The sequence below is a fragment of the Chroococcidiopsis sp. CCALA 051 genome, assembly GCF_003015105.1.
GTDB lineage: Bacteria > Cyanobacteriota > Cyanobacteriia > Cyanobacteriales > Chroococcidiopsidaceae > Chroococcidiopsis > Chroococcidiopsis thermalis.
Window position 1 is genome coordinate 14,664 of sequence record NZ_PYCI01000050.1, and the last position, 17,412, is coordinate 32,075.

A 17,412-nucleotide genomic window follows, 5' to 3' on the forward strand; every position below is an offset into this window, starting at 1 on the left:
AAAGCTGACAAAAATGCTGTATTTTGTATATGAAAAGTAGTTTGAAACAATTCAATCTACTTCACGAGCTAAATGCAGTGATGAGTTAAGCCAAGATTGAGATGTGTATGTCAGCTAAGAAGATGAGACAATTCAACATTCTTTTCACCAGTGCTGGTAGAAGGGTGTCTTTGATCTACAATTTTAAAAAAGCTATGCAGGAGCTTGGTCTTGATGGTAATATTGTCACAACAGATCTGAAGAAAAACGCCCCTGTTGCTTTTATCGCCGAGGTTCACGAACTTGTACCCCACGTCAAAGATCTCAATTACATCACTGTATTAAAGGATATTTGCAAAAAGCACGCCATCGATCTCGTCGTTCCGCTTATCGATTCTGAACTAGATCTTCTTTCTCTTCACAAGCAGGATTTTGCAGCTATAGGCGTAACTCTCTTGGTCTCGTCTCATGAAACTAATCAGATTTCTTTTGATAAAAGAAATACATATAGCTTTTTTAAAAAAGTAGGTGTTCAAACTCCAAAGATCTTGAATACTCCTGAAATTCTGGCTGCGCCTCAAGCCCAATATCCTTTGCTGATTAAACCTGCTACTGGAAGTTGTAGCGTGGGCGTTACTAAAATAGATAACGCAAAGGAGCTAGCATTTTTCCAAAATTACGTGCCTAATGCAATTGTCCAAGAATTCGTCAGTGGGGAAGAATACACTTTGGATATTCTGGTGGACTTTCAAGGTTGCGTGCGTTGTGTTGTTCCTAGATTACGCATTGAAACACGTGCTGGAGAAATTAGTAAAGGGGTAACAGTTAAAAATCCAGCTTTGATTGCTGCTGGTAAACAAGTAGTCGAGCAACTGCCTGGTGCGATAGGATGCATCACAGTCCAGTGTTTTCTGACACCTAACAATGAAATTCAGTTTATCGAAATAAATCCTAGATTTGGCGGCGGGTTTCCTTTGTCTTTTCAAGCTGGGGCTAACTTTCCGCGCTGGATTATAGAAATGATACTTGGAAAAGAGCCTCATATTACTCTTGATGGATGGCAAGAAGGCATTGTGATGCTGCGGTACGATGATGCAATCTTCGTCAATCAGGAGGCGATTGTATGCTAAAAGCAATTGTATTTGACTTAGACGATACTCTTTTTCCCGAGCATGAATTTGTGTGTAGCGGATTTCAAGCTGTGAGTAGTTGGTTAGAAGCGAAGTATGCTGTTACTGGTTTTTTTGAAGTTGCGTGGCATTTGTTTAAAATAGGTCAACGAAATAATATTTTTAACTTAACGTTAGAGCAACTCAAATTAGAGTACGAGATCGGTCTAATTCAAGAACTTGTACACCTATATCGACAACATAAACCTATCATCTTCTTATATGAAGACGCACGCTGGGCTATTGATTATTTCAACGAAGATTTTCAGCTTGGTATAATTACTGACGGATACCTCACTACTCAAAGAAATAAGGTAACAGCATTAGGCATTGAATCTATCTTTGAAGCCATTGTTTATTCCGATCTATATGGAAGAGAAAACTGGAAACCAAGCCCATTACCTTATCAAAAAATCATGCGATCGCTAGGTTGCATTGGGGAAGAATGCATGTATATTGGTGACAATCCTCAAAAAGATTTTGTAACAGCAAAAAAATTAGGCTGGATCGCAGTTCAGATATGTCGTATGGATGGAGAATACGCCAAAATTCTTCCCAAAGAAAACTATGATGCTGATTTTCAAATCAGTTCTTTATTCAATTTGAAAGATATTATAACTAAATGTTAGTTAATCTTGTATAAACTAAAATCATCACGAATTGTTTTTGTTAAGAGCATAGGTCTGTATTTCACAGCTTTTTTAACCGCGAAGAGTAAAGAATTTTCTCTGTCCTTGAGTTGTTGTGTTTTTGCCGTACTCATAAACATATTTTCTGCATTTCTGATACTGTATACAGCACCAACGAATGGCAGCGCTTTCAGAGTCACACCATTTTGTAGTATGTGATGATTATGGTCGTAGTAATTTTTATTCGGAAATAGTAAGTTATGCAAGCCGTACTTAATAACTATTGACGTACCACATGATTGATTAAAGTTTTTCAAATTTAAGTAGATAAACTTGCTGCCTTCCTCATACACGTAACCTTTTTTTAAAAACCAACCATCCGCTTGTGAATTTCGAGCGACAAATTCTGCTAAATATTTGCTCACGCAATCGTCAGCATCAACTACCATTAAATGTGATGGTTGAAATTTGTCAGCAAATGCTATTCCAGTTAAAACTTTACGCGCCTTATCTGCATCTCCTGCACCACGCACCTGTCCATAATTTCTCTGATTTGAATCAGGTGGTGGAAAATCAACTTCAATATAATCTATGTGAGAATTACGAAATTCAATTGCTGGTCTATCATTACAAACTACAATAACTCTGAAATTGGGCAAAGTTTGATTGCAAACTGATTTAATGCATCTTTCAAATAATTTAGAGAAACGATCCCAAGAAGTTGATACTGCTGGACTTTTTACTGGGATAATAAAGACAAGCATGGCTCCAGTTAATTTAGCTAGCTATTTGTTTTATTTGCACCAACAACAACTCGTGCTGTCTACTCATGATAGTACATTTCTTAAGAAGCGATCGCTCTACATCGAGTTTAATTTGATTTTTAGTATTGCTTACAACATGTTACCTTTTTCTACATTAGTATTTATACCCTAGTCGTAAGTAAATAAGAATACTGGTGGCTAGTAGCCAATTAGAGCCATCAGCTTAAACCATATTTTATTGATTGTCGCTGAAGCGAATACAAAATCTAATTTCTCCAACGTTTCTTTTTATATACGAGAGTAGTGCGGAAATGAAAACTACAATCCCTAGCATTTCAAGTAACTCTTCAACCACTGTTAGTATTGAGTAAGCTACGGTTTCTTCACCATGAATGCTAGCGTAATATCCACTAACTAATTCCATGCCAAGCGCACCACTAACGTAAGTAGCTCCAGCTAGAATAAATAAGGTTCGAGTTTTTTGTGGTAGCGCTTTGATAAACTTCAAAAAACTCAATAAGAAAATTATGAGTAGGATAGTAGCAGGAATAACCCAGGCAAAATGAAGAAATCCGCTCGTATTGAAGGCTTTTCTTAAAGGAATAATAAAGGTTTCGTGAATACTACAAAATTCATCTAACGCAAGAAATAAAAACAAACCTGATAGAAACTTCCAGCCAGTATAGAAAGTATCTTCTGCCCGTTTTATATAGCTAATTATTGCTAGTAGAAGCGCACAAAATGACAAAGTTAGCGCTGAGTATAATGTAGGGATATTCGCTTCTGCATCTAAAACAAACATTCTTCCAGTGTAACCGTTTGAGGTAGATAAATTGAGAAAGAGAATTGCACTCTCTGTCAATACACTAGCGATCGCTAAAAAAATAATTATAATTAGTAAGATTTGACTAACTTGTTTTGGAGAAGTATAAAAGATAGGCAAACTCAAATGTCTGTATACTTGTACGTCCGAAACCGAAGTTTTTTCTTTCCTTTCTGAGTCATAAGCATGAAAAAAGCTATATCTAGATTTCTCCTGGTGTCGATCGCGGAGATTTTGCCCAGCGAGTGCGATAATCAAATCTGTAAAGTGGTTAATTTCCTTTTGTTCGACCCAACCACGACTCACTAGTATTTCTCCTAGTCGCAGGCGGGGATTTTTTTCTTGTTGTCTTATGGCTTCATTTAGTCGAGCTACAGTAATTATACCAGCTTCAATTAAGTAAGTTCCTAAAAATTTATCCTCTATGTTTTCTTGAATCAGGTCATTACTTCGTTCCATTATACCTTTGTTAAAAAAATGAATTCAAAGCAAAATATCGCCAGAACAATGCGAGGTAGATAGTCTAGCAATTGTAAAGGCTTGGATTACTTTTTGGTTAAGAATAGTTTAATATACATGCATGTATTTTTAAATACTTTTTTGGTAAACAAATATGATGAATCCCCGTAAAATACTGTAGATGCCCAAAAGCACCAATCAAATTTCATGACACTATCAGAGTAAAATGACCAAACCTATCCTGCTTTCGACACCACATATGGGCGATCGCGAACTAGAATTCGTCAAAGAAGCATTTGATACGAATTGGATTGCTCCCGTCGGTCCCCATTTAGAAGCTTTTGAACAAGAATTTTGTCATGTAATTGGTGTCAATCATGCTGCTGCTGTAGTATCTGGCACGGCGGCTTTACACTTAGCCTTGCAGTTAGTTGGAGTCGAGTCTGGAGACGAGGTATTTTGCTCGACACTCACTTTTGCGGCTTCAGCCAACCCCATCGTCTATTTAGGTGCAAAACCTGTCTTCATTGACAGCGATCGCACTTCGTGGAACATGAACCCGGAATTGTTACGAGCAGCCTTGGATAAACGGGCGCGATTGGGTAAATTACCTAAAGCCGTAGTTGTCGTCCACCTATACGGTCAAAGTGCTGACATTGACCCGATTTTAGAAGCTTGCAACCGCTACGAAGTGCCGTTGATTGAAGATGCAGCTGAATCTCTAGGAGCAACTTACAAGGGGCGATCGCCCGGAAGTTTCGGTAAAATTGGCATTTTTTCTTTTAACGGTAATAAAATCATTACGACATCTGGAGGTGGAATGTTGGTTTCCAACGAGCCAGAAATTGTCATCAAAGCCAGATTTCTCTCCACTCAAGCACGCGATCCAGCGCCCCACTACCAACACTCAGAAATCGGTTACAACTATCGGCTGAGCAATGTATTAGCGGGAATTGGTCGAGGTCAATTGCGAGTCCTGGAGCAACGGGTACAAGCTAGAAGGCGTAACTTTGAAGTTTATCGGCAAGCTTTGGGCGAATTGCCAGGAATCTCATTTATGCCAGAAGCGAGTTACGGTCGCGCCACGCGCTGGTTGAGCTGCATGACAATCAATCCTTATATTTTCGGTGCAGATAGAGAACAAGTCCGTAAAATCCTCGCTCAGCAGCACATTGAGACTCGCCCAGTTTGGAAACCACTTCACCTCCAACCTGCTTTTGCCCAATACGAGACAGTTGGAGGTGAGGTAGCGGAAGAGCTGTTTGCTTGCGGTCTGTGCCTTCCCTCTGGCTCTAATTTAACCAACGAGGATTTAGAGCGAGTTGTAGGGGCGATCGCTAAAATTTGCTCTGTTGGGATCAAAATGAACTGAGTGGTTACAAATTCAATCGAACCAGAAAAACCTCATCTCTTTTTGCTAATGCTCAGAGGAGAATGACTTTCCGCTAATGCTACATTATCATCTTCTTCCGACTGGCTAGAACGATAATAGTAGTATTGTTCGCTATCGGGATTAAATCCATTCACTACCTGACCGAGGACATGTTGCCCTGACTTTTCTAGAAATTCTTTAGCACGGATAGCAGCAGCAGTATCTACCACACCAGGTCGAACAACTAATAAAACTCCATCGGTCATTTTACCCAAAATTGCTGCATCAGCAGCCGCATTTAAAGCAGGAGTATCAATAATTGTGTAGTCGTAATTAGCTGAAAAAACAGTAACTAGAGATGCCATCCTTTGAGAATCCAGTAATGCCATTGGATTCGGTGGAATCACTCCAGAAGTTAGGATGTGAAGATTAGCCGTAATCTTTTTGATCGCTGTTTTTGGTTCGGTCTGACCCACAATGATATTACTTAAACCCAAGTGATTTGGTAATTCCCAGATTTCATGCTGCAAGGGACGATACATATCTGCATCAACTAACAATACCTTACGCCCCATTTGAGCGATAGTGACAGCTAAATTTGCCGCAACTGTTGATTTTCCTTCTTTAGGAACGGAACTCGTAACGACAATTGCTTTGAGCTGTTTATCAGAATTCAGAAATTTCAAATTAGCTTGCAGCATTCGATATGCTTGGCTGAAAGGCGATCGCGGTGACTCTTGCACTAAAATTTCTGGTGTAGCTCTTTCTAGGGAGCGATCGCGCAAGAAAATGTTCTCAGATTTTTTCAAGGCTGGAATTATCCCCAGTAAGGTATAGCCAAATATTTTTCTAGCTTCCTCAACGCTTCTGAGCGATTTATCTAGTTTTTCTAATATTAAACCAGTAGCAGCCGCTAATATTCCACCCAGCATAATTCCTGTCACCAGATATAACATTTTGCGGGGAGCAACCGCTTCTTCTGGTGGTATGGCTGCTGAAATGACGCGAGCATTACCTATATTCTGATTTTCCGCAATCCGAATTTCTTGTAATTTTTGCTGTAGTAATAAATAGGTAGATTGAGCTGTTTGAATTTTTCGTTCTAACGCTCGCTGCAATTGTTCTAACTGAGGTAACCGATCGAGTCTTTCTCTATAAGAAGATTGAACGTTTGAGATTGCTGCTATTTGGCTAGATAAACCCAAACGTCTTGCTTCTGCCCTCACAAACTCTTCTGTCAGTTTTTGATCGAATTCACTATTTTGTAAGCTATTTCCTCTAAGAAGTTTTTGTTCTCCTACCACTTGTTTTAAGCGTTGTTTGAGTAACTGCTCTAAACTTGCTTTCTTTTGCTTGAGGGAGACGACATTAGGAAAATCTGCCTGAAAGCGGCTCTGTTCCACCGCTAGCTGCGATTCTATTTGTTGGATCTCTTTCAAAATACCTTGAACGGCTGGAAATTGACTTACACTAGTTACCGCTCCGGCGCTATTTAAAGTTTCTCCTAATTGCTGCTTCAGCAGTTCAGATTGAGCTTTTGCATCTGCCAAACCAGCATTAGCATTCGCAGCTTGGCGTTGCATATCGGCAATAATTGCTACTGCCGCTCTTTTTTCTTCATTTAGATCGACAACTTTATTCTGCTCTTGAAATTGACGTAACTCTGACTCGCTTTGGCGCAAACTCGTTTCCGCCCTGGGCAACTGTTTTTGCACAAACTCTCTCGCAGAAACGGCTTCAGAGCGATTAGCAAGTAAGTTATTTTCTAAATAAATACCCATTAAAGTATTGACTACTGTTGCAGCTTTGTTTGGATCTGCATCCCTATAAGTAATTTGCAACACGTCCGTTTTTTTCACGTCTGTCACGTCTAGTTTTTTGAGAAATTGTTCGGGTTTAAGAGTTTTACCCGATTCATCCTTCAACTCCAACCGCGTAATCGTTTTTTTAATAATAGGCAGAGAACGTATAATTTCCGCTTCTGTATCTACAGGATTATTTTGCTCTTGTAATGGCTGCAATTCACCTATACCCTTACTCACTTCAGGTAAATACGAAGAACTAGGGCTATTTTTTCTAAAAAGTAACTTTCCTTCTGCTTCATATATTGGCTTTTGCAATGCTAAGCTTATACCTGTCAGTGCGACAACTACTCCAAACACGATTGATAGTGGTAAGTAATGTCGTTTGAGTAACAGCCAATATTGCTGTAATTTGACACTAGATTCTGTGGACTCAGGAAGTGACATGAGCGCGCTATAACTTTATGACAAAATTCAACAAATAGATATCGTATTCAATACTACCTTGAATAATGTTGTTGTAAACACCTTATCTTCAATTCTTATACATCGATTATTATTTTATGATAAAATTTTTCGCAAAAGAGTGTTTATCCATAAATTGATAGCTATAGATTGCATGAAATCGGAGCTAGGGAGAGCCAGATAAACGACGTTGCCATTCAGCATCGATTTGCGCCGGATTTTGGCTTTCTTGTTCTAATAAATCGCTATCAGTCGAGTAGACTACATCCTCTTCAGCAATCGTAGATTGAGCAGCAAACTGATTTGCATAGGCAATTTTTTCCTGTATGACCAAATTTGTGCTATCTAGCAGATTTGCTCTTGCTTGCCGTCTCTGATTGCGATCGCTAATTTTGCGATTGCGCCTCTGCACCCAAAAATATCTTACCAGAGGTAGAAGCAAAAAACCTACGCCGTATGCAAGCAGCAACCCATAAACTCCCTGCACGAAGGCAACCAGTCCACCGAGCTGAGCTGCTGCTAACCCATCTGCGAGTAAATTCCCCAATACTAGCAACCCAACAAAATTCAACGCGCCCAAGCCAATACCGAGCATAATTTGCCCAGAGCTAGCTGCACTGAAACGATAGGGGAACTCTTGCAAAAATGCTGGTACACGTCTAGATTGTTGCTGAGTCGCACTAACTTGCAACTCTGGAAAATGGTAAACGAGATGCCCTTCTGGACTAACAAGTGGTTGACCGTTGAATCTGGTCAGCACGGGCAGCATATAATCTTCGTACTCCTGGGCATATCCCTCGCCTAAGTCGTCAAGATAGGGAGCAATTTGTTCTGCCGTTACTACACCTCGATTGTTACGAATTGTAGCGGCAATCAGCGAGAAGCGTTTATCTTCTAGATCGAGATTGGGATTACCATCACCAAATAGAAACGAGAATATCGCCTCTAAAAAATTCAAATTGCTGGTTTCCCGTCTCCGTTGTCGATAGCGGGTGTCGTAATCTGGATAGAATACCCAAAACCAATCTGGACCAATCCAAAAGTAAGGCATGTAGAACCCACCACCGCCGCGATCGCCGCGATCGTCACCATCCCGATTTGTCGCTGTAATAATAATTGCGATCGTGAGGAAGACTAGCACGATTGAAACGAGCAAAACAATGCCAAACGAAATCCGAATCAGGTAAAACAGGACTTTCCAAATTTTTTGCCACCATTCTTGCAAGCGCAACCGCCAGTATTTGTTGCGTAAAACTCCCCGCAAATTCTGCGGAAACTGATAGGCGATCTCACCAGAGTTAGCTACCTGCATGTGTCCGCCGACATCACTAGCGAGAGCAAGTAATCCCTGTTGAGCTTGACCGACATCTAACCCGATCTGAGCTGCTACGTCTCCCACCGTGACGCGATATCCCAATTGTTCCACAGCTTGCACGATCGCGGGATTTGGAATCATACACTACCCTCGATTGCCATTCCTACCTTCTCTCAGTATAGAGTTCTATTTCGGGATGAGGAGCAATTAGCAAGTCGCAAGTCGCAAGTCGCGATGAATTCCGAATTCCGAGTTCTCACCGCGCGCCACTTATTGCAAATGGCTAGCGATCGGTCACTATTAATTTGGATCGATAACTAAAAGAAACGAAACACCTATTTGACGATCGATTTTTTTCACTCGATCTAATCTTCCCCAGGTATTTCGTTTCTCAAACTACTTTCCATTTGAGGTATATAGACAATTTAATCCAACAATAACTCTGCGTCCAGACTTGAATTCCAGTTAACCTAAATCTTTATAAAAAATTTACTATATCAGAAAACTATTATTTACCGCTAGAAATTGCACCATTGAAATATTTATTAAGCGATCGCCGCGATCGCAATATTTGAGCTCATGCTCGCAAATCGGGAATTTTGCTGATAGTTATCTATTAAACTTGGTATGAATTATTGCATCTCACACTGAAAAACGTGTTTGGTTCGTTTGCTAAATGCTGGGATAAATATCTTCAACTCTATCTCACCAAAGGACTACCATGATGGTGTATTAAATACCACTTGCCAGCCATCTTCTCGAAGATATTTGTAGCGATTGATTCAGCCTTGATGGTTTTGTTACTACTAGCTTGTAGCACGCGCTCAAATAACACGATATAAGCAGTCGTATCGCGAACTTCTGTATTAATAATTTCGATTTCAATTTCTAAATATTTGGTATTTTTGAAAATGACTTCCCAAGAGTCGCGAATTTGCTTCCAACCGCGCAAGGCGTTCCGCCCAGGATGAATGCAAAGGCTGGCAGTTCCCTGCGACCAAACTTGACTCATAGCTTCTAGATTTTTCTTCTCAAAAGCACGGTAAAAATTTTCATTGACTGCCAAAACCTCAGCTTCTACGTCTGTCATTCTTTACTCCTCTACTCCTGTACGGGCGGGCTTATCTAAAATTTCTGTTAGTCAGGGAGTCTATCGGTGAACCCGCCCCTACAACTCCCCACTCCCTAATTAACGTCGGTACTCGTCGCCGCAATCGCCGATTAACCGTAACAGATCTCGCGATCGTGCCAATACAGCTTCGATTTGACCCGTATCGTCTGCATCTAAAGTAAGTGCAAACACCTTAGCATTATCTGCGACATGTTCCGATATTCCTAACCGCGTGCCAACGATCGCCCCTGCGACTGTCGGGCGATCGAGAATGTAACGAACTGCAACATTCGCAATGCTGACATCGTGCTTAGCCGCTATTTCTTTTAAAACAGCTAAAAGCTCTTGGAACAGATTCCAGCCACCCCATGCATCTACCATGTTTTTATATTTTCGTAGGGAAGCCGTATTTAGCGCCGTACCGCGCGGTTCAGGTTGTTCTAAGTATTTCTCTGACAGCAATCCGCCGCAAAGCGTACCGTAAGCTAAAAGTTGAATATTATGCTCTTGACAAAAGGAAATCATCTTCATTAAAGGGCGGCGATCGACCAGCGAAAACTGCACCTGGTTAGAAACAATCTTAATGCCTGCTTCTAAGATGATTTTCAACCGTTCCGTGTCGAAATTTGTCAGTGCTAGGTGCTTAATTTTTCCTTCTTGCTGAAGTTCTGCTAGATAAGTTAATGCATCTATGTAGTTTTTATCTCTGTATTCCCACCAGTGGAATTGTAGCAAGTCTAGCGTCTCTACTCCCATTCGAGCTAGGGAGCGATCGATATTTTGCTCGACGACTCGCCGCGTCATCTTTGCTGGTCTGGGAACCCATTTGGTAAATGCTTGTAGGTTAGAAAGCGCCTCTTTACCCCGCGTGGCGATCGCTTGACGGCGAAACTCACCGATGAAGTCTTCAGCCGGTCCATAGTGGTCTGCTAAGTCCCAAGTGGTGAAACCAGCATCCATATAATCAAACATAGTGGCGATCGCTTGTTTTGGCTGGATCGCTCCATGCGCCCCCGATACTTGCCACATCCCATTGAGGATGCGGCAGATATTTAAGTCTGGAGTAAATTGCCACCGACTAGATTCTGGTAATTTCATCTTGCTACACGACTGTCCTATTTCACAAGGTAGCAGGAGTTTGGTAATTGGTAATTGGTAATTGGTAATTGGTAATTGGTAATTGGTGAGTGGCTGGTGACTAGTGGCTAGAATCTTGTCTATTCACTAGCCACTAGCCACTAGTCACTCTCTACTGATAACTGTCAGATGATTTTCAACCAATCGGAGTTCGATCTGCGTTGTGAGTGGGGGATGAATGGCGTGATGCAACTGGCTCCAATTAGCGATGTAGTTGTGATTGTGGATGTTTTATCTTTCTCCACTTGCGTAGAAATTGCTACGAATCGAGGAGCGATAATATTTCCTTATCGCTGGCAAGATGATACAGCGATCGCCTATGCTCGGTCTGTCAATGCTATATTGGCAAGTCGTCGGCGTACCGCTAGCGCGGGATATTCTCTTTCTCCCTCATCCCTGGAGCGAATTCCTGTGGGTACGAGATTGGTCTTACCTTCGCCTAATGGTGCGACTCTGAGCTTGCAAACAGGAAATACACTAACTGTATCTGGTTGTCTGCGTAACTGTCAGGCGATCGCCGAGTTTGCTCAAAGCTGCGGTACGAAAATTACCGTGATTCCAGCTGGGGAAAGGTGGGAAGATGGAAGTCTACGCCCTAGCTTAGAAGACGCAATTGGTGCTGGTGCGATTCTCAGCTATTTGCACGGCAACCCCTCCCCAGAAGCAAAAGCAGCTATGGCAACATTTCAAATGTTTCGCGCCGATCTTGCGTCAGCCTTGAATCAATGTAGTTCGGGAAAAGAGTTAATTTCTAGAGGATTCAGTCGCGATCTCGAATTGGCGACAGCTTTCAATGTGAGTGACTGTATTCCCATATGCCGCGATCGCGCTTATATTCGGCATATTTGATTAGATCGCGAGTAGAGGCAGACGTGATAGCAATTCTCAATTGCGTGCGTAACATTTGTAGGGGCGCACAGCTGTGCGCCCCTACAGATTGTCTGTTTTACCCAATTGAAAATCGCTATGAAGCGCAAAATTATCTATCTAGCTAGTCCCTATGGATTTTCGCAGCAGCAAAAGACGCTGCTTTTACCTCCCATCGTTCGGGCTTTGGAGGCGTTGGGCATAGAAGTTTGGGAACCGTTTGCCCGTAACAATCAAATCGATTTTTCTCAAGCTGATTGGGCGTATCGCGTGGCGCAGGCAGATTTGCAGGATGTGAAAAACTGCGATGGCATTTTTGCGGTTGTCAACGGCACGCCACCAGATGAAGGAGTCATGGTAGAGTTGGGAATGGCGATCGCCCTGAATAAAGCAATTTTCTTATTCCGAGACGACTTCCGGCGCTGTAGCGATAACGAACAGTATCCCTTGAATCTCATGCTCTTTGCAGGCTTACCGGAAATTGGCTGGGAAAATTATTACTATACTTCTGTAGACGAAATCCAGTCTCAGGATAAAGCATTGTACAAATGGTTAACAGGAATGTAGACGATCTCTGTAGCACATAAAAATTCGTAGGGGCGCACAGCTGTGCGCCCCTACGGATCGCGATACATTTTATTTTAGTTTCACGGTTGAAATATCGGTTCTTCAACGACAGCAGCCCGTGCAGATGCAAAACGGGAAGCGGGAGAACGGAACAATGCCTGAAAGTAAAACTGTCGCTGTTGGCTTGGTTCTGGGGCGTAGTCCCATAGACTTTGGTAAAAGAAGAAAGCTACTCCCAAACCGCGATCGCGTGTAGCCCTCACTTGTGCTTGAATTCGTTGCATTGGCACTGGATCGTTTCTCAAACCCGTAAGAATACCGATACCAGTGGGAATCTTTTGTTGTACCTCTTGAATTTCGGGGCGGGCAAGTTGTTGGAGAAAACTTTGCAGTTCGGGACGGTAGACTTGCACGATCAGTTCGTCAACAATACCGTTGCGCACCCATGTTAGCCAGTCTTGCAGGTGGAATTTATAAGCAAAGTCGTAGTAGTTGGGGGCGACGGCAAAAATTGCTTTGGGCTTGCTTTGCTTAACTGTTTGATTGAGTTGAGTCATAAATGCCGTAATTTTGTCAGCCCGCCAACGCATCCACACTGCATCGCCAGGATGGGCTGGACTGTGCTTGGTTTCCTTCTTGTATAGAGCAACCGTATATTTGTCATAGCCAAACTCGCGCGGTAAACTCATGTGGTCGTCAAACTGAATCCCATCGACATCGTACTTAGTCACGACTTCCCGTACAAGTGCGGTGATGAATTGCTGGACTTCTGGGTGGAAAGGGTTGAGCCATACGACCTCACCCGCAACATCAATCGAAGTTTTGCTACCATCCCGTTTTTGGGTTAGCCAATTCGGGTGTTGCAATGCCAATTCTGAAGTGGGAGGAGTCATGAAACCAAACTCAAACCAGGGGACGACGAGTAAGCCTTGGCGATGGGCTGTGGCAGCGAGATCGGCTAAAGGATCTTGTCCTTGCAAACCTTTGCGCACGAAGGTTTGAATTCCTGTTTGTCGTGCTACGTTGCTATCATACTGAGCGTATCCAGAATTCCAGACGACGGGATAGATGGTGTTGAAGTGCAGCCGCGCTAGTTGGCTGACAGCAGCTTGCATTTTGTCGCGGTCGATGAGGGTACTCGTATCGTTATTCGTCATCCATACGCCGCGAATTTCCTCAAAAGGCTGCTGGGCGATCGCCGGAGGTGAAATACTATTCGGTATTGTTAGGGCTAACAATGTACCTAAAAGTAAGGCGAAATACTTCAGCGATCGCCACCGCTCTCTAAGGATTACGGATGATTTCAAATATAATTTCATAAGCTAGAATCGCCAGCTATGCCAAATTTCACTTTTGGTAGTAGTTCTTGTCTCCACCATCATTTATCAGCATCCAACTCACCATCCGTTGTCATACTGAGAACTATTAAGATTGCGTAAAAATTCATCTAACAAGAGGCGTTTTTTGCTAGCAAATTGTGATAAAACAAGCGCGACAACCGCAATTTAACTAAGTTATGCCCTTAGTATTTCAGCAAACATATTTTAGTTTTGATTTGATATTAGCTGTAAATTCAACTTGAAGTTCTGCCAAGGTAAAGCATCCGAGTCAACGTATTTCTTCCTCAAGATGTGTCCGCGATCGCTCTGAGGACAGTAGTGTCCAGATTATCATAGTGGATATGTTACTACAGCTATATTTATTCTCGCACCTATGACAGGGGTTACAAAAAAAGACGCGGAGCGGATGCTGGAAAAGCAGATGGAAGCAGAACGGATGCACGATGTTTTGCTACTGCTGCAAAATTTATCTAACGATCAAGAAGCAACTATTAAATTAATCATCGATTGTCTCTACGATGCGGGTGCAGTTAATCTGATCAATCAAAAGATCCAATTTCGTCCGCTGAATCGGATGACAAAATCGGTAGCGCGGATATCCAAACCAGTTTTTAGAAACATAGCGTGGTATTGGTTTAGACGAAACTGCCCGCAATTGATTGTGAATTGGTTACTGATTAAGATTACTTTTCAGCCTCAGCGAGTTGCAGTAGCGATCGCTGAAGATCGACCCGAACCTTTAGTAGAGAATGAACCGCGTCCCGTGTCTCAGAACGAACCCCGTTATCTAGAGCGCGATTTAAATCGGGTAGCAACTCTCGATCGCGAAAATCGCCAGTTACGCCATCAAGTGCGGTTGCTAACAGGGGTTTCTGTTTTAGCGATCGCAGCTTTGGGTATTGCCGTGACCATACCCCATCGTACTCTGGAAATTTTCCCTAGCCGAAAGCAACAACCAGGAGCATCTGCTAAAGTTAGCAGTTCAACTGGTGTGACTCTTGAACGAGCTTGTTTAACTGGTAGACTAACGAACTGCGATTTCTCCCCGTCGATACAGTTCGCGGGCAAAGTCAGTCCACATTCCCTGTCCCCAATAGCGGAAACAACTAGTTTCCAACAATAAGTTATACAACAAGGCTTCAAGGTAGTCAGGACGCTGAGTTACCGTCGGATCTTGCTGTACTAATGAGTCATATTTAGCATGAAATGCTGCACTGAGTTGATTCATCGGTGCTAAAACATTTTCATAGCCTTTTACCCAGCTGAGATCGTTCGTCCAAGATGCACCATCCATGTGAAATTGATGGTCAGTTGCTTTTAATTGCGCGATCGCATTTTCTACTGCTTCTGGATTCGCATTATCTGGATCGACTTGCTGCCAAATTTTGTGTTGATTTGCCGCTTGACAAGCTGGATAATCATCGGGATTAGCGCCAGCAGCCTCAATCAATTCCAAATATTCCGTGCCATTTAGTGCTACGATGCCCGCGTCATTATTGCCAGCATCGCGAATTTCATGATACACCCGAAATAGATCGCGGGGATATTCATTCATCATCACGCCGCCATTTTCTCCATCAGCAATTTGGGTTACGAGAGAGGGTACAGTTACGTTACCGATTTGTTGCTTCCCTCGCCCTTTAGCTTCAAAATAAGGCTGCATTTGGGCAACTAATTTCGTATCCGAGCCTTGAGTTTTAATCAGTGCTGTAATACTAATCGTTTCACCCACAGAATTACGCGCTACTAAACAGTTAGGGATATATTTTTGGTCGTGGTGCAACCCCGTACCATCCAAACATTCTACTGAATGTTCTTGTACCAACAACCAGCGATAACCGCATTCTTTCAAAGCTTTGATGTATTCAAACAGGGTATCTGGGTGGTTGGGTAAGTGCATCTCGGGAGGAGAAAAACCCTTGACGCGCCGCAAAGCATCATAGCCAAAAACCGCCGCAAAATAATGCTGCCAAGCTTGAATGTGCAGCTTGAGATCGGGAATTGGCGTAGAAGGGACAACAGCATGACTCCACATCGTCCCCAGCCATTCTACATGAGGTTGGTATTGGCGATTGCAAGTTATCTGTTTGAGATTGTTCAGAATATCTTCTCGCCCCATTTGCTGCAATCCCCACAACAAATTACCCGAATAGTCCAACATAATTCGAGGATTGCAACCTTCACCAATTAACTGCGGAATAAACTCCCCCATGCGTCCGTAGCACCAGGCAAAGACACCAGCGTTGTGGTTATCCCCATCGTGGGGATGTTCAAACATATATTGCAGATTGCTGATGAGTTCGCCATTACCACCTGCGGGAATTGTCGGTTGGTGCATGTGTAGGGCGCAAGCAAACCCAGCAGTAAGATTTTCTAAACGTAAATTAGTGGTAGGTAGAAATATAGGTTCATTGTGGTTCGTTACCGACTTAATTTCCGCCTCCCAGCCGCAAATATTTGGCAACCCCGACCTTGATGCTGCTAAAACAGATAAGTTTGATATAGCTGTTGCCGTCATAGGATTTTCCTTGTCAGTTATCAGGGAGCGCACGAGCAAGAAGCAGAGGGGAGAAGAGAGAGTCGCGAAGCTGAGGAAGCAAATCAAAATTCACGCATTAATTCCGAATTCCGAATTCCGAATTCCGAATTCTCCCCACACTCTACACCCTACACCCTTCTTTCTTCAACCACGACAAAATTACCAAAGACGAATGACAAATGACCAATGACAAATCAATTTGGCAAGCTGATTTTTATCGTCGCCCGTGGCGAGATGACAATGGAGAGGTTTTGTGGGAGTTGTTAATCTGCGATGCCGAAGGCGGTATGCTCTTCGACCATGCTACGCAAACGCGAAGCGACCATCGCACGGGGGATTTTCGCTACGAAGCCTTATGCCCGCAAGCAGCAGCTAATGCATCGTGGTTGGTAGAACAGTTGCAATTAGCTGCATCTCAGCCACCAGATGTAATACAAGTCTTTCGCCCGCAGTCTCTCAGTTTAATTACCACCGCAGGGCAGAAACTAGGTATTACTGTAGAACCGACGCGGCGCACTGGGGCATTGAAACAGTGGCTGCGATCGCGCATACCTCAGTATTCTCCTCATGGAGCCTACAACCCCCTCGCTATAGATAAACCACCCCCCGTCCCCCTACCGGAAAATTTGTGGGGCGATCGCTGGCGTTTTGCGAGTCTACCAGCAGGGGATTTAGCAGCTGCATTTAAAGACCGTCCGCTGCCGATCTTAGACATGCCAGAATTTTTACTACCCCTCAATTTAGGCTTGGCATCGACAATTGCCGTGCCAGGGGTAATTATTTACGGTGGTAGAAAGTCTATGCAGTTAGCCCGTTGGTTGCAAGCAGCGCAGCCGATTTCCCTCAACTACGTTCCAGGCGAATTAGGGGGATTAGTTTTAGAAGCAGGGTTAGCAGATCGATGGGTTGTAGCGACTTTTTCCGATAATGAGGCGATCGCATCTGCTCAAACTTACGCACAGCGCCAGCAACAGAGTCAAGGTTTGCATTTTTTGTTAGTCCAACCCGATGATTCAGGCATGACCTATACTGGTTTCTGGCTGTTACGAGATGAGTAGAAAATACTTCTAGCGT

Annotated in this window: 17 protein-coding genes; 9 read left to right on the plus strand and 8 right to left on the minus strand. The window is 42.9% G+C overall.

Annotation, left to right across the window (positions count from 1 at the left end; genetic code table 11):
* Positions 1-107: 107 nt before the first annotated feature.
* Both C7Y66_RS14100 and C7Y66_RS14105 read left to right on the plus strand, forming a co-directional pair.
* On the plus strand, positions 108-1,109 hold the full coding sequence (locus C7Y66_RS14100) for an ATP-grasp domain-containing protein (RefSeq protein ID WP_199197429.1): 1,002 nt from the start codon (positions 108-110) through the stop codon (positions 1,107-1,109).
* Positions 1,103-1,777, plus strand: coding sequence for an HAD family hydrolase (locus C7Y66_RS14105; protein ID WP_106546059.1), 675 nt, complete (start codon positions 1,103-1,105; stop codon positions 1,775-1,777). Before C7Y66_RS14100 ends, C7Y66_RS14105 begins: the two co-directional genes overlap by 7 nt.
* Here the strand turns inward: C7Y66_RS14105 and C7Y66_RS14110 are convergent.
* Positions 1,774-2,541 (minus strand): glycosyltransferase family 2 protein, encoded by a 768-nt coding sequence (locus C7Y66_RS14110; protein WP_106546060.1) that lies wholly within the window; start codon positions 2,539-2,541, stop codon positions 1,774-1,776. The two genes, C7Y66_RS14105 and C7Y66_RS14110, sit on opposite strands and share 4 nt — an antisense overlap.
* On the opposite strand from C7Y66_RS14110, the gene C7Y66_RS31105 reads away from it, so the two are divergent.
* Positions 2,540-2,713 carry a hypothetical protein gene (locus C7Y66_RS31105; protein WP_158265925.1) on the plus strand — a complete coding sequence of 58 codons (174 nt, stop codon included), beginning with the start codon at positions 2,540-2,542 and terminating at the stop codon, positions 2,711-2,713. The genes C7Y66_RS14110 and C7Y66_RS31105 overlap by 2 nt on opposite strands.
* Before the next feature lie 63 nt (positions 2,714-2,776).
* Here the strand turns inward: C7Y66_RS31105 and C7Y66_RS14115 are convergent, their stop codons facing one another.
* Entirely contained in the window at positions 2,777-3,823 is a 1,047-nt protein-coding gene (locus tag C7Y66_RS14115) for a hypothetical protein (protein WP_106546061.1), read from the minus strand.
* A 226-nt stretch (positions 3,824-4,049) separates the two neighbouring features.
* Between C7Y66_RS14115 and C7Y66_RS14120 the strand changes: the two genes are divergently transcribed.
* Positions 4,050-5,195, plus strand: a complete 1,146-nt coding sequence (locus tag C7Y66_RS14120; protein WP_106546062.1) for a DegT/DnrJ/EryC1/StrS aminotransferase family protein — start codon at positions 4,050-4,052, stop codon at positions 5,193-5,195.
* A gap of 32 nt (positions 5,196-5,227) precedes the next feature.
* Here C7Y66_RS14120 and C7Y66_RS14125 read toward each other — a convergent pair whose 3' ends face one another.
* The 4 genes from C7Y66_RS14125 to C7Y66_RS14140 form a co-directional block, all read right to left on the minus strand.
* Positions 5,228-7,444 carry a polysaccharide biosynthesis tyrosine autokinase gene (locus C7Y66_RS14125; RefSeq protein WP_106546063.1) on the minus strand — a complete coding sequence of 739 codons (2,217 nt, stop codon included), beginning with the start codon at positions 7,442-7,444 and terminating at the stop codon, positions 5,228-5,230.
* A gap of 184 nt (positions 7,445-7,628) precedes the next feature.
* Positions 7,629-8,918: a hypothetical protein gene (locus C7Y66_RS14130; protein ID WP_106546064.1), complete on the minus strand. Its 1,290-nt coding sequence runs from the start codon at positions 8,916-8,918 to the stop codon at positions 7,629-7,631.
* A 559-nt stretch (positions 8,919-9,477) separates the two neighbouring features.
* Positions 9,478-9,867 carry a nuclear transport factor 2 family protein gene (locus tag C7Y66_RS14135; RefSeq protein WP_015153266.1) on the minus strand — a complete coding sequence of 130 codons (390 nt, stop codon included), beginning with the start codon at positions 9,865-9,867 and terminating at the stop codon, positions 9,478-9,480.
* 99 nt (positions 9,868-9,966) lie between these two features.
* Entirely contained in the window at positions 9,967-10,986 is a 1,020-nt protein-coding gene (locus C7Y66_RS14140) for an aldo/keto reductase (RefSeq protein WP_106546065.1), read from the minus strand.
* Between the two features lie 168 nt (positions 10,987-11,154).
* On the opposite strand from C7Y66_RS14140, the gene C7Y66_RS14145 reads away from it, so the two are divergent.
* Together C7Y66_RS14145 and C7Y66_RS14150 are read left to right on the plus strand one after the other, a co-directional pair.
* A complete protein-coding gene (locus tag C7Y66_RS14145) occupies positions 11,155-11,874 on the plus strand; it encodes a 2-phosphosulfolactate phosphatase (protein WP_106546066.1) in 720 nt (239 codons plus the stop codon).
* A 117-nt stretch (positions 11,875-11,991) separates the two neighbouring features.
* Positions 11,992-12,459 carry a nucleoside 2-deoxyribosyltransferase gene (locus tag C7Y66_RS14150; RefSeq protein ID WP_106546067.1) on the plus strand — a complete coding sequence of 156 codons (468 nt, stop codon included), beginning with the start codon at positions 11,992-11,994 and terminating at the stop codon, positions 12,457-12,459.
* 80 nt (positions 12,460-12,539) lie between these two features.
* Here C7Y66_RS14150 and C7Y66_RS14155 read toward each other — a convergent pair whose 3' ends face one another.
* A complete protein-coding gene (locus tag C7Y66_RS14155) occupies positions 12,540-13,778 on the minus strand; it encodes a glycoside hydrolase family 10 protein (RefSeq protein WP_106546068.1) in 1,239 nt (412 codons plus the stop codon).
* Positions 13,779-14,172: 394 nt separating this feature from the next.
* Here C7Y66_RS14155 and C7Y66_RS14160 point away from each other — a divergent pair, with 394 nt between their 5' ends.
* Positions 14,173-14,922 (plus strand): hypothetical protein, encoded by a 750-nt coding sequence (locus tag C7Y66_RS14160; protein WP_199197430.1) that lies wholly within the window; start codon positions 14,173-14,175, stop codon positions 14,920-14,922.
* Here C7Y66_RS14160 and C7Y66_RS14165 read toward each other — a convergent pair.
* Positions 14,824-16,137, minus strand: coding sequence for a glycosyl hydrolase family 57 (locus C7Y66_RS14165; RefSeq protein ID WP_233222679.1), 1,314 nt, complete (start codon positions 16,135-16,137; stop codon positions 14,824-14,826). The two genes, C7Y66_RS14160 and C7Y66_RS14165, sit on opposite strands and share 99 nt — an antisense overlap.
* Here C7Y66_RS14165 and C7Y66_RS32475 point away from each other — a divergent pair.
* Positions 16,094-16,528 (plus strand): hypothetical protein, encoded by a 435-nt coding sequence (locus C7Y66_RS32475; protein ID WP_233222680.1) that lies wholly within the window; start codon positions 16,094-16,096, stop codon positions 16,526-16,528. The genes C7Y66_RS14165 and C7Y66_RS32475 overlap by 44 nt on opposite strands.
* Positions 16,518-17,396, plus strand: a complete 879-nt coding sequence (locus C7Y66_RS14170) for a Tab2/Atab2 family RNA-binding protein (RefSeq protein WP_106546070.1) — start codon at positions 16,518-16,520, stop codon at positions 17,394-17,396. Before C7Y66_RS32475 ends, C7Y66_RS14170 begins: the two co-directional genes overlap by 11 nt.
* The last annotated feature ends 16 nt before the right edge of the window (positions 17,397-17,412 follow it).

What these genes read in the sequence shown, in the direction of transcription:
- C7Y66_RS14125 (WP_106546063.1), bottom strand. Translation starts at nt 7,444, where the DNA reads ATGTCACTTCCTGAGTCCACAGAATCTAGTGTCAAATTACAGCAATAT.
- C7Y66_RS32475 (WP_233222680.1), top strand. Translation starts at nt 16,094, where the DNA reads ATGAGTTCGCCATTACCACCTGCGGGAATTGTCGGTTGGTGCATGTGT.
- C7Y66_RS31105 (WP_158265925.1), top strand. Translation starts at nt 2,540, where the DNA reads ATGGCTCCAGTTAATTTAGCTAGCTATTTGTTTTATTTGCACCAACAA.
- C7Y66_RS14140 (WP_106546065.1), bottom strand. Translation starts at nt 10,986, where the DNA reads ATGAAATTACCAGAATCTAGTCGGTGGCAATTTACTCCAGACTTAAAT.
- C7Y66_RS14135 (WP_015153266.1), bottom strand. Translation starts at nt 9,867, where the DNA reads ATGACAGACGTAGAAGCTGAGGTTTTGGCAGTCAATGAAAATTTTTAC.
- C7Y66_RS14105 (WP_106546059.1), top strand. Translation starts at nt 1,103, where the DNA reads ATGCTAAAAGCAATTGTATTTGACTTAGACGATACTCTTTTTCCCGAG.
- C7Y66_RS14170 (WP_106546070.1), top strand. Translation starts at nt 16,518, where the DNA reads ATGACCAATGACAAATCAATTTGGCAAGCTGATTTTTATCGTCGCCCG.
- C7Y66_RS14115 (WP_106546061.1), bottom strand. Translation starts at nt 3,823, where the DNA reads ATGGAACGAAGTAATGACCTGATTCAAGAAAACATAGAGGATAAATTT.
- C7Y66_RS14150 (WP_106546067.1), top strand. Translation starts at nt 11,992, where the DNA reads ATGAAGCGCAAAATTATCTATCTAGCTAGTCCCTATGGATTTTCGCAG.
- C7Y66_RS14130 (WP_106546064.1), bottom strand. Translation starts at nt 8,918, where the DNA reads ATGATTCCAAATCCCGCGATCGTGCAAGCTGTGGAACAATTGGGATAT.
- C7Y66_RS14145 (WP_106546066.1), top strand. Translation starts at nt 11,155, where the DNA reads ATGATTTTCAACCAATCGGAGTTCGATCTGCGTTGTGAGTGGGGGATG.
- C7Y66_RS14120 (WP_106546062.1), top strand. Translation starts at nt 4,050, where the DNA reads ATGACCAAACCTATCCTGCTTTCGACACCACATATGGGCGATCGCGAA.
- C7Y66_RS14160 (WP_199197430.1), top strand. Translation starts at nt 14,173, where the DNA reads ATGACAGGGGTTACAAAAAAAGACGCGGAGCGGATGCTGGAAAAGCAG.
- C7Y66_RS14155 (WP_106546068.1), bottom strand. Translation starts at nt 13,778, where the DNA reads ATGAAATTATATTTGAAATCATCCGTAATCCTTAGAGAGCGGTGGCGA.
- C7Y66_RS14100 (WP_199197429.1), top strand. Translation starts at nt 108, where the DNA reads ATGTCAGCTAAGAAGATGAGACAATTCAACATTCTTTTCACCAGTGCT.
- C7Y66_RS14165 (WP_233222679.1), bottom strand. Translation starts at nt 16,137, where the DNA reads ATGCACCAACCGACAATTCCCGCAGGTGGTAATGGCGAACTCATCAGC.
- C7Y66_RS14110 (WP_106546060.1), bottom strand. Translation starts at nt 2,541, where the DNA reads ATGCTTGTCTTTATTATCCCAGTAAAAAGTCCAGCAGTATCAACTTCT.